9 protein-coding genes, 2 pseudogenes and 1 riboswitch are annotated in these 11,513 nt (G+C 45.1%); all 11 genes and pseudogenes read right to left on the bottom strand.

The features are described 5' to 3' along the window. Positions 1 to 79: 79 nt before the first annotated feature. On the bottom strand, positions 80 to 2,074 hold the full coding sequence (locus tag AB4496_RS04710; RefSeq protein ID WP_102258625.1) for a TonB-dependent receptor domain-containing protein: 1,995 nt from the start codon (positions 2,072 to 2,074) through the stop codon (positions 80 to 82). Positions 2,075 to 2,327: 253 nt separating this feature from the next. Then, positions 2,328 to 3,248: a LysR family transcriptional regulator gene (locus AB4496_RS04705; RefSeq protein WP_102258513.1), complete on the bottom strand. Its 921-nt coding sequence runs from the start codon at positions 3,246 to 3,248 to the stop codon at positions 2,328 to 2,330. 219 nt (positions 3,249 to 3,467) lie between these two features. Beyond that, positions 3,468 to 4,466, bottom strand: coding sequence for an acetyltransferase (locus AB4496_RS04700; protein WP_102258514.1), 999 nt, complete (start codon positions 4,464 to 4,466; stop codon positions 3,468 to 3,470). A 282-nt stretch (positions 4,467 to 4,748) separates the two neighbouring features. Next, positions 4,749 to 5,633 (bottom strand): annotated as a pseudogene (locus AB4496_RS04695) (methyl-accepting chemotaxis protein); the annotation flags it as partial. Next, a pseudogene (locus AB4496_RS04690) lies at positions 5,607 to 6,164 on the bottom strand (TenA family protein); the annotation flags it as partial. The pseudogenes AB4496_RS04690 and AB4496_RS04695, both read right to left, overlap by 27 nt. Positions 6,165 to 6,172: 8 nt before the next feature. Continuing rightward, positions 6,173 to 7,129 (bottom strand): ABC transporter substrate-binding protein, encoded by a 957-nt coding sequence (locus AB4496_RS04685; protein WP_065104608.1) that lies wholly within the window; start codon positions 7,127 to 7,129, stop codon positions 6,173 to 6,175. A gap of 118 nt (positions 7,130 to 7,247) precedes the next feature. Further along, positions 7,248 to 8,063 carry an ABC transporter permease gene (locus AB4496_RS04680; RefSeq protein WP_102257589.1) on the bottom strand — a complete coding sequence of 272 codons (816 nt, stop codon included), beginning with the start codon at positions 8,061 to 8,063 and terminating at the stop codon, positions 7,248 to 7,250. Continuing rightward, positions 8,056 to 8,814 carry an ABC transporter ATP-binding protein gene (locus tag AB4496_RS04675; RefSeq protein WP_102257588.1) on the bottom strand — a complete coding sequence of 253 codons (759 nt, stop codon included), beginning with the start codon at positions 8,812 to 8,814 and terminating at the stop codon, positions 8,056 to 8,058. Before AB4496_RS04675 ends, AB4496_RS04680 begins: the two co-directional genes overlap by 8 nt. Continuing rightward, complete coding sequence (gene thiD / locus AB4496_RS04670; protein WP_102257587.1) at positions 8,804 to 9,712, bottom strand: bifunctional hydroxymethylpyrimidine kinase/phosphomethylpyrimidine kinase; 909 nt, start codon at positions 9,710 to 9,712, stop codon at positions 8,804 to 8,806. The genes AB4496_RS04675 and thiD overlap by 11 nt, the downstream gene beginning before the upstream one ends. Positions 9,713 to 9,808: 96 nt before the next feature. Further along, positions 9,809 to 9,920: riboswitch (TPP riboswitch) on the bottom strand. A gap of 98 nt (positions 9,921 to 10,018) precedes the next feature. Beyond that, complete coding sequence (locus tag AB4496_RS04665) at positions 10,019 to 10,936, bottom strand: DMT family transporter (RefSeq protein WP_102257586.1); 918 nt, start codon at positions 10,934 to 10,936, stop codon at positions 10,019 to 10,021. A gap of 85 nt (positions 10,937 to 11,021) precedes the next feature. Then, a partial coding sequence (locus AB4496_RS04660) for a helix-turn-helix domain-containing protein (RefSeq protein WP_372130640.1) occupies positions 11,022 to 11,513 on the bottom strand: 492 nt, incomplete at its 5' end.

Here is an 11,513-nt window from a genome sequence, read left to right as displayed (position 1 = left end):
GTTCTCTTTATAGAGTATCGAGCCAATGTGGGTTCTTCGTTTTTATATGTATCTTGCTACCAAATCAAACACAGATTGATTAGAAGTCCGCTGTCATACCTACGTAGTAAGTACGTGGCTCTTCAACATAACCCATACTCTCTAGCTCTTGTGATACAGCTTCATCAGTCAAGTTAGTGATACCAGCGCGCAGTCGAACAGAATCATTAACGTTGTACACCGTACCGATGTTCAGTGTTGTGTATGCGTCTTGCGTTAAGTCGCTTTCGATATTGCGCTCTCCACGGTAACGCGCACTAATAAAGGCATTCAGATCGAAAGTTGGGCTCCAGTTCAGTTTAACTAAACCTGAATGCTTGTAACGCTCAAGCAGTTCTTCACCCGTTGACTTATCTTCTGTGTCTAAGAACGTGTAGTTACCAGACACGCCCCACTCATCGGTAATCTGGAATTGACCCGTAAGTTCAGCACCTTGAACCACCGCCTCAGATACATTGGTATAAGTACGCTTCCCTTTCACATAGCCAGTAGAGCTAGAACTGTCTGCGCATCCTTTACCCGATTCAAACACTCCGCCGCTCTCGCAGTACGTTTCATCGCGATCAATAAGGTCATTGATTTCGTTGCGGAACAAGGCACCTTCAACATTCCAACGTGGTTGGTTGTATATTGCTGCAATTTCATAGTTCAAGCTCGTTTCAGGCTTCAGGTTTTCGTTGCCATATAAATCGCACGCTCCCTTACAGCTATTAACAGTGTAGTCAGCTTGGTTTTGAGTTAACGAAGGCGCTTTAAACGCCTTACCCACGCCGCCTTTGATGATGAGGTCATTAGTAGTTTGGTGAACCAAGTACACACGCGGGCTGAATTCTTCACCGTACAATTCGTGCTTATCTAAACGTCCACCAATGGTTGCGGTGAGTTGTTCAGTCATCAACCACTGGTCTTGAACAAACAAAGCACCTTGATACGCTTCTGATGTACCGTTGGTCAAGTTTTCTTTGTTGGTTAATTCGCTCAACTGGTAGTCCATACCAAAAGTTACGGTGTGACTATCACCAAGATAAGTCGTTGCTGACGCTTCTACTATTTGAGTTAGCTCTTCTACATCGCTACTGTAATTGTTACCTAGATCAGCGGCATCGTTGTCTGTCACGTTTTCACGAGAGTAACGAACTTGTGTGTCACCCCAGTTCCAAAAACCGCTGTGTGTAATCGCTTGACTGTTACGTACAACATTACTATCCACTAGGTTCGAACCTGTAGCGTGTTCTGCTAAACCATCACGTTTATCGTCACTATAGCCAAGGTCTAAATCAATCGTCTGATTGTCTGTCATATTCCATGTCAGGTTGGCAAGCAAACTTAAAGTGTCGCGTTCCTCTAGAGCGGTAATATTCTCACGACCATTACCTGTATATGGTTGCCATGCGTCACGCGAGGTTTGATTTAAAGAAAAACGCGCAAATAACTCATCATCAATCAATGCACCGGACGTGGTAAAACCAACAGAATATTCTTCCCCACCATTGCCGTCTAATGGAGATGAAGTGTCCATGTTAATCGTTGAGCTCCAATCATTTTCTGGAGCTTTGGTGATGATGTTGATTGTGCCACCCATACCATCTGAACCGTAAAGTGCAGACATTGGGCCGCGGATGATTTCAACACGTTCGATTGACTCAGCTGGAATAGTCGAGAGATCGAAATCGTTACCACGAATGATGGCACTTGCAGAGCTTAAGCGACGGCCATTCACCATGATAAGCGTATAGTCTGAATCCATACCACGAATAGAGATCATCTGACGGCCAGCACGTGTGCTATCAAAATCAGATTCCACACTCGTTGATTCTGCAACGATGTCAGCCAAAGTGATTCCAGGGCTGTCTTCGATGTCTTGAGCGGTGATAACCGACATTGAAGCTGGCGCTTGTTTTAGAGCCATTTCAGTACGAGTTGCCGTAACAACCATTTGCTCATCTGTCGCTTGCGCTTCTTTTTGCGCTAACACGTTAGCCGATAGTGAGGTGCAAATAACAGCTACTGCGACCGAAAGGGGTTTACGAATCATAAGAGGTTTGCGAACTATAAGGGATTTGCGAACTAAAAGAGGCTTGCGAATCAAAAGAGATTTCTCAGACATGATATTTATTCTTATATGTAATTAGTAATGATAATGGTTTGCATTAAACAGCCAGTTATCACTCCAATCAACGAAAGTTTCATGCTGAAAATTCATTATGATTATTCATTTATCAAATAATGCAGACAAAATATATTCAATTCATTAGCATTGAGCCCGTAACATTCATGTGCCAGATAACTTAGGAGTATGTCTCTTTAAATAGTTCACGAATCCAACGACACATAGGGTCATTGTGGAAACGTTTATGCCAGTAGAGATATACGTCTTCTGATGGGCTCCTGATCGCTTTGGGTACGCGTTTACAAACAAGGTTTCTCTGTTTTGCTGCTTGTTGAGCAAAAGGTGTCGGCAGGTGAAAGATGATATCGGTCGCTTCAGCCATATCTGGAGCGACGTTAAAGTTAGACAGTTGAATCGGTATCGATAGCTGACGCTGCTTATCGATCAAGCCCAAATCTTTGAAACGACTTTCAATCGAGAGCTTCTTATCCCCTTGCAGTGAGATCTGGCCGAGTTGGCTACTCAATAAATCATCAACGGTGATCTCTTTATCCGCCAGAGGGTGGTCTTTGCTCATCAATAACCGATAATCGCGACTGATTACGAACATTCGATACAAGTTTTGTTCAGAACTTAATGGTTCATGCGTCGACAATACAAAGTGCGCATCACCTGATAACAGAGGTTCAAAGTGTCGCTTAGGAATCGAGTCGATATCGACAACCATATTCGGCGCTTGCTTGCGGATTTGTGCCACGACTTTTGGCAAAAGGTGTGAAACCTGAGGAACCAAGCCAAAGAACCGAACGGTACTATTACTCGTCTCCGGTTCAAATACGTCTCCATGGACCAATTTCTCAAGGCGTGTGAGCACAGAATTGAGGTCTTGCTTGATGACTTCTGCTTTCGGGGTTAGCTCATAACCATAGGCTGCGCGGACTAACAAGTCATCGTTGAATACCGTTCGTAGTTTTTGTAGTGAACGACTCACCGTCGGTTGGCTCATGTCCAACGCCAAGGCTGTGTTTGATACGTGCTTCTCTTCAAGAAGGTGTTTAAGAATAACGAGTAGGTTAAGGTCGACCTGGGCAAGATTCATTATAAGGATATTCAAAATACTGAAGATTCAATATGCGTATAGTGCTATTTCCCCAGAATTAATACAATTGATAATCACTCTTACTTTGATGTCATACAATGTGAAGTGCCGAATTTGATGCTAACTAAGTTTTTGAAAGGCTTATTTGGGTGACTTTAGACACAAAAAAAGAAGCCAAATGGCCTCTCTTTACCCTATTCACTCTCGCTGCTATTTTCGTTAGCGCTCAACACTCGGCGAATAATAAGCGTCCAACAGTGAAATGAAATTCCCTCTATCAAGTTCGCTAAGTTGATTAATGCCAGCCGCTGCTTTTCTTCCTCCACCAGTTACAAAGCTAGAGCAAATTTCATCTGCGCCTGTTCTATTGGATAGTGGTGCTCTTAGGCTAACAGTATAAGATTCGCCATCTTGGTTTTTCGTTAATACTGCTTGCGCTCGGTTTGGATCTTGATTCACGATCTCATTGCCAAATACACCGCTGATACGTCTTGCCCAAGTCTCACCAGGCAGTTCAAACACACGTGCGAATACACTTTCATACGCAGGGGCAAGGTTTGATAATTGCTGGCGGTCATTCTGGTAAGCAGCTCGTAGTCGATAAAACACCGAGTCTTTGTCATCCATAAGATCGAACGGGTTCGGATATTGATAAAGGTTTTGGTAGAGCTCAACTGGCGTGAAGTGCAAATCGCTCAGTGATGTACCGTAGCCGTTGTAATTAACCAAGGTACCTAGCTCTTCTAAGAACTCAATTTGTGATTGTTCGAATCCATTTTCATCAGCTAACTGTGCGGCCACTACTTTTAAATTATCACCAAAGGCCGCCGCGATTGCCCAAGCTACGAGTGCACCATTTAGCTTCTGGTTAATCAGTAAACTCGTGCAGCTCTCTGGAGAGGTGTCTATCAGAGTGTCTAAATGCTCAGAGATTGGCACGTCCCCTGTTCGATGGTGATCGCAGTAAAACACATCGATGTTGGCATCTAACAGTGAGTGCAATGCTGGCAGGTTCTTCTCCATCGACACATCAAGAACGGTAACGGAAGAGACATCATTTGGATTGCCCGGCTCTATGATTTGACTGGCAACTTGAGAAACCAATTTAATATCACGCTTTACACCGGTAACGAGTACGCTTTTTCTTGGTTCACTTAATCGCAGTTGTAGCAACGCGATGATACCGTCTGCGTCTCCATTGAATACGTCGTAGTGCATGCTGTTCCTCTTCCGTAAGATTTAACGTTTATTTGAAACGCGCCAAAGATATGGCTCACGTCAATGCGTTCGTTCATCGTTAGTCTGTCATTATTTTAGTTTTATTCCACAGATACTTAAGTCTATTTTGTAATGCCTTATTCTTATTTCTATCGATTCAGGAACTTGCCTATCCTTCAGGCACAAAAAAGGCGCGAATAATTCACGCCTTTGTTTTCTATGAACTCACGCCTTGGGTTTCAAATACTTAACATATTTGGTTTCTAACTTGCTCTAGCAGTCTTATGACGTCTTGAACTGTGCTACCGCTTGATCCATATCGTTCGCTTGCTCAGCTACTTTATCGACTTCGACCAAGCAATGCTGCGCCGAAGCGTTGTTATCATTCGAGATGGTATTCAACTCAGTAATTGAGTCACTTACTTGTGTCATTACCGCACCCTGCTCTTCAATCGCTGAAGCAATACGTTCTGAGTTGCCTTGAATGCTTTCCATATCACTCAAGATCAGTTGCAAGCTTGCATCCAGTTCTTCTGAATCTTTAAGTGTCAGCTGGCCTTGTTGGTTACACTCGCCAATCTCTGTCATAGAAGCATTCATTTGGCTCTGGATTGCAGTGACTACACTGGTGATTTCAGTGGTTGATTGGTGCGTTCTGCTTGCTAACGCTCGGACTTCATCCGCAACAACGGCAAAGCCACGACCTTGCTCACCAGCACGAGCGGCTTCAATGGCTGCGTTTAATGCCAATAAATTAGTCTGTTCCGCAATACCTTGGATAATGTTAACGGCACTACCAATTTGATCGACATGGTGATTCAAAGAACTAATCGAATCTTGGCTACTTGAAAGGCGTTCAGACAACTGGGTAATGTTATTTATAGTATCGACCACCACTTCACGACCTTTGTCGGCATTCACTTTCGCTTGATGAACGCCTTCAGCGGCAACCGATGTACTTTCTGATATCTCCCCAATAGTCAGTACCATCTCTTGCACTGAAGTTGTCATTGTTGAGGTGTGGTTTGCTTGAACTTCGAACTGTTTGATGACCGACTCTAGCTCGTCATGCATGCTCGACGTACTTTGTGTCAACTGATGTGACTTAGATTGAGACGTCGCAATCAACCCTTCAAGCTGGTCTAGCAGTTGATTGAAGTATTCCGCCCCCGTTGCCACGCCCGACTGGAACTCTTCACCGCCATAAAGTTGTAGCCAGCTCGCGTATGGGTTGCCTTCTAATACGGTATCACTGCTTTCTAACAGCGCTTTACCAATCACGGCATAACCAAGTGAACACGGAGCCAATGCCGTATATAAGTCGACAAGATCACCCGTCATGCCTGCATCCAGAACGTAGCGTGTGTAAGCAACTGTGCCGAAATCTTCAGATTCGTTTTCTAAATCCGATTCGGTTAAACCCCACTGACCACAGTAAGTCACGTGGTGAGAGATTTCAGAATCTAGCAGAGCATGAACACTTGGCAGTGCACGGCGCATATCAGCCAGTGTCTTTGCCTTATAAATTGCCAATGCATAAGCACGGGCATACTGCTTTAAAAACAGAAAATCTTGCTTCAAGTAATGCAGAAAACACGGCTGAGCAAGTGTGCCGTTTGCTAGCGTTTTAACAAAATCATGCTCGGTGTAGTCTTGCCAATCTTGCTGACAGGCTTGGATTAAGTCTTGGTATTTCATGAGATTCCTTAGTCAAAAGTCGGTACGTAATCAGCGGCTTTTGGTAGTGATTTGATGATGCCTTTGTCGAACATGAACTGTGCGTAATCATCGTAACGCTTCATATCCACTGCAGAAGGGCGAAGTGCAAAACGAGTCAGTGTGTCGTTCCATGCGCGTTGGTTAAGCTCGTTATTCAACGTATCTGGTGAATACGCCACAAACTCACTCCATGATTCTTGCGGGTGGTTCACAATGTAAGTGGTTGCTTGCTCAAGTGCTTTGTTGAACGCTTTGATTGCTTCGTCGTCGTGTTTCTTTGCGTTCGCCACAAAGATCAGCTCGTCGTAAGCGGGCACGCCGTGCTCTTCTGGGAAGAACGCTTTCGCTTTAAAGCCTTCAAGAGCTAGTTGGTTGGTTTCGAAGTTACGTAAGCCACCCCAAATTGCATCTACCTTGCCCGATGCCAATGAAGATGAAAGTGCCCAACCGACATTGATGGTTTGCACGTCGGTAAATGCAACATTTTCTTGAGCTAGCATGGTGCCGATGGTCGCTTCTTCGTTACCCGCAATCGCAATACCGATCTTTTTGCCTTTCAGATCCGCTAGTGAATCGTTCTTGCCATTATCTAAAACCATCAACGTATTCAGTGGCGTCGCGATAAGGGTTGATGCACGAACCAAAGGAAGACCCGCTGCTACATCCATGGTTAAACTTGGTTGGTAAGTTACCGCTAGATCGACTTTACCTGCTGCGACCAATTTTGCTGGCGTGCTTGGGTCAGCCGGCTCTTGGATTTCAACCTCTAGGCCTTGGTCAGCAAAGTAACCGCGCTCTTGAGCAATCACAATTGGGCCGTGGTTCGGGTTCACAAACCAATCCAACATCAATGTCAGTTTCTTTTGTTCAGAATCCGCCAATGCATGACCTGAAACTAGCGAAGCAAGCAGTGCCACTGCACCTACCAATTTGGTATTTTTCATAGTTAACCTTTCCTTTTGAATATTATTATTGTGTGTATCGAGCTAATTTTTAACGAAGTTTTGTTTAGATAAATAGCGTGAGCGAAGCTTTATTAAACAAGTGTTATTGAGCGAACCATCACTGGTTCTCCCAAGGGATAGCTTTTTTGAGTAATTTGTCTGTGATGAAGTAGAGCGAGATAGACAGCACCGCCAAGATGAACAAGGCTGCAAACATCTCATCAATGATCATGCGTGCGTTCGCTTGCAGCATTAGGTAACCCAGCCCTTCACTCGAACCCACCCACTCCCCGACGACCGCGCCAATTGGGGTAATAACCACCGCCACACGAATGCCAGACGCTAATGTTGGCAGCGCAGCAGGCAGTTGGATATAACGCAGCAATTGCCATTTCGATGCGCCCATCGTTTTGGCAAGATCAAGATAACCAGTCGGTGTATTTCGCAGACCGTCGTAACAACAAGTGGTCACGGGGAAGAAGATAATGATCGCCGCCATGACGACCTTTGATGCGATGCCATAACCCAGCCACAGCATCAATACTGGCGCAATCGCAAACACAGGGATGGCTTGGCTAGCAATTAAGATAGGCAACAACCAGCGTTTCAGCGGTTCGAACATCAACATCTGTAGGGCGAAAAACAGCCCCATCGACAAACCGAGCAATAGACCAAGTAAGATCTCCTGCGCAGTCACCCAAGTGTGTTTGAGTAGCACATCGTAACGTTCAATAAGTTTTAAAAAGACTTCTGCAGGCGCTGGCAGAATGAAGCTAGGCATCTCAAAGATAACCACCACCATTTGCCATAAACCGAGAATCACAGCACTGCTGATAAGCAAACGCATAACGGGATTCATCTGACGAGGGCGCTTAGTCGTGATCTGTGTGTTAGTTGAACGCGCCACAGCTTCGCTTCGCGTTAGATCATTCATAATCACGCTCCAACTGATCTAAGATCGCTTGTTGTAACTCAGCACATTCACCGTCTAACACTCTTGGTGTCGCTGTATTAGGCACAGACAGTGACTGTGCACTCGCCGGAGTGCCTTGCAACACATACAAGTTATCCGCCAAACGCACCGCTTCTTGTGGATCATGAGTAATCAACACAACGGTTTTATCTCTTAACAGTTCACAAGCTAAGCTCTGTAACTTATGTCTTGTTACCGCATCCAGCGCAGAGAAAGGTTCGTCCATCAGCACAACAGGTTTGTCTTGCATTAAGGTGCGAGCCAAAGCAACACGCTGGCGCATACCACCAGACAACTGATCCGGCATAGTAGACGCGTGATCAGCCAAACCAACAGCAGCGAGCAACTCTAGTGCTTGATTGGTTTGCTGTGCTTTATCAAAAGCTGGATTTTGAAAGCGATGACTCAGACATACATTGTCGATAACCGACAACCACGGCAGTAACAAGTCCTGCTGCGCCATGTAAGCGATGCGATCCGTTAAAGGCAGTTCATCAGAGGTTACCAATGTGCCCTGCCACTCTACCTTGTCGTCCAACAAGCCCGCCAGATAACGCAATACCGTGGTTTTCCCGCAGCCACTTCTACCCAACAATACCGTCCACTTACCTGCGTTTAAGCTAAGCGACAACCCAGACAAGGTCGCGTGCTCACTGTCGTTATAACGTAAAGAGGCATTGCTGAGTTGAACGCCAATCGTATTAACGGACATTACCGTGCCCAGCGAAGAAGTGATTTACAGGGCCATGGCCTTGACCGACTTGCAACTCATCAGCGTGAGCAATTGCGCGCGAAATGTATTGTTTTCCTAGGTCAACAGCCTCTGAAAGCGTGTTGCCTTGAGCCAAGAAAGAAGCAATGGCAGATGAGAGCGTACAACCCGTGCCGTGGGTATTTTTAGTAGGAAAACGCTTCGCGCTAATCAGAGCAGATGTGGTTGGCAGAATCAGTAAATCGTTACTGTTCTCATCTTTCTCCAGGTGGCCACCTTTCAAGAGAACGGCTTTAGCACCCAGTGCGCGTAAGTCTTCAATCATGCCCTGCATTTCAGCTTCGCTTTCAGGTACTGGCTTGCCTGTTAATGCAGCACCTTCTGGTAAGTTAGGAGTAATGATATCTGCCAGCGGAATCAGCTCTTGTTTCAGCGTGGTGATAGCCGAGTTTTCTAACAGCAGATCACCACTTGTCGCGACCATGACAGGGTCAATCACTAAGTGTTTAGGTCGGTACTGCTTAATTTTGTCTGCAACGACTTTGATGATTTGCGAATCAGCCAACATGCCGACTTTCACTGCCACGATATTGAGATCAGTAAAAACCGCATCTAACTGGCTAGCGACATGGTCGAGTGGAACAGGAAAAATAGCTGACACGCCTTGAGTGTTCTGGGAAGTGATAGCGGTAATCACAGAACAAGCAAAACTACCGGTGGCAGACATGGCTTTAATATCAGCTTGGATACCTGCACCGCCGCCACTGTCAGAACCCGCGATGGTTAAAACAATCGGAGTATTCGTGCGAATCGTGTCTTCAGCAGAGTGCTGCTGTGTTGAGGATTTTGGTGTTGAGGCTTTTGGCGTTAAATCTTTTGAAATAGAACTGTGTGTCATTGTCGCTCCTACTATCTTACAAGACGTAGGAGAACGAACACCGATCGAAGGAGAAGTCGCATTAGGCTCATGAAAGCTTTCATGGGTGCAGACGTAGATCGAGTGCTTATAGTTCCCTACGCCAGTGTTAACTGAATCAGGTTCAACGGGTCTCGACTAACGATCTCAGCAAACACCAAATAAGGTATGTGCCCCCCGACTATTGATAGCGATAGTAACAGCACTCTCACAACTGAGATACTCATTTTATTCAATTATACTAATTACGCATGAATAAATTTCAATTAGGCAAAACAAAACAAATACTTATAACGTTCCTTTAGATGGCTTCGACTGTACAAACAAGCACAGCACAATCAGAGACATACCTAACCAGCCTGTAAAAGGAATCAGCTCACCGACAACACAGACGGCAAGCACCGCTGCGACTACTGGTTCAAACAAGGTCAGCAGATTGGCACTGCTCGCGGTCACGTGGCGTAAACCAAAACTGAACGCGATATAGCCCAAGCATTGTGGAATTAACGTCAGATAACTGATGACGAATACGTTGGTCTGTGAGGAAAACAGGTTATTACCAGTAAACCAGAGCGTTGGCAGCAACAGCATTGCACCGAGGCCAAAAATACTGCCCATCGCCGCTTGTGACTTAATCCCTTTATCAATCAGTGCTTTGGTCGCCCAAGAATAAATGGCGTAACACAACCCAGCGACCAGACCTAAGCCAATACCTAACAGCTTGAGATCATCACCGGATTCATTCGCCGATGAAGATTCTGAAAACACCAACAGCCCAATACCTACCACACCAATCGCAAAGCTAGTAAGCCAACGTTTGTTGATATTATTCTTTTTGCTAATAAGACACTCTAACAGTGCAGAAAAGAAAGGTGCGGTAGCAATCGAAACCACGGTACCGATCGCCACGCCTGATAATTTCATTGAAGAATAGAAAGCTAAAGGATAGACCGCTAAAGCCAAAGCACTCACTGTCAACAGCTTCTTGTTCTGCAAAAGTTTGTCGAAAGCGAATAGTATCTTTCGATACGCCAAACCCGCTTGCATTAGACCACCGACGCCCATAGAGAAAGCACCAATCGCTAATGGGCTTAGATCAGGTGCAAAACTTGCGGCGGTGCCTGTCGTGCCCCATAAAATAGAAGCAAACAAGATGACCAAAGTGCCCATTTGGAATTCGTTAACGCGATTGATGGCAAGATTCATTTCTATTATCCAATTTTCAGTTCTGAAATAGATAATAGTGAAGATTGATATAAGTTAGTTTGCTAAAAGGACGCTATTGTTGTTTCTAAAGACTCTCTTTCATTGAGCCTAGAAACGCCCTTGGAGACATCCCAAAGTGCTGAGAGAAGCGACGACTGAAAGCAGAAACATCACTATAACCCACGTTTTCAGCAATCAATTGAACCGGTAAATCGGTATGGGTTAACAGGGCTTGAGCTTTCTCCATACGATAGCGAGTGATGTATTTAAGCGCACTGATACCCAAGCACTCTTTGAAGCGTTTTTTGAATTGAGTGGGACTCAAACAGGCCGTTTCTGCAAGTTGTGGAATAGAGAGAGGTTGGGCGTAATTATCCGCTATCAATCTTTGTACCGCACGGATTCTTGGGTCGATGCTCTTGCTAACTTGTTGTTGCTCTAACAGCAGTGAAAACACATCTAAAACTGATGATTCAAGGCCACTATCGACCTGATATTCCAGCTGCTTCTCAACAAACAGCAAGAAGCTCATCAAAGGTGGCGTTATCGTGAAAACCGAGAGCTCATGCTCTAACAA

Source organism: Vibrio sp. 10N.222.46.A1 (genome assembly GCF_041473595.1).
In the GTDB taxonomy this organism is placed as follows: Bacteria; Pseudomonadota; Gammaproteobacteria; order Enterobacterales; family Vibrionaceae; genus Vibrio; species Vibrio tasmaniensis_A.
This window is presented reverse-complemented; position numbering and strand designations above follow the sequence as displayed.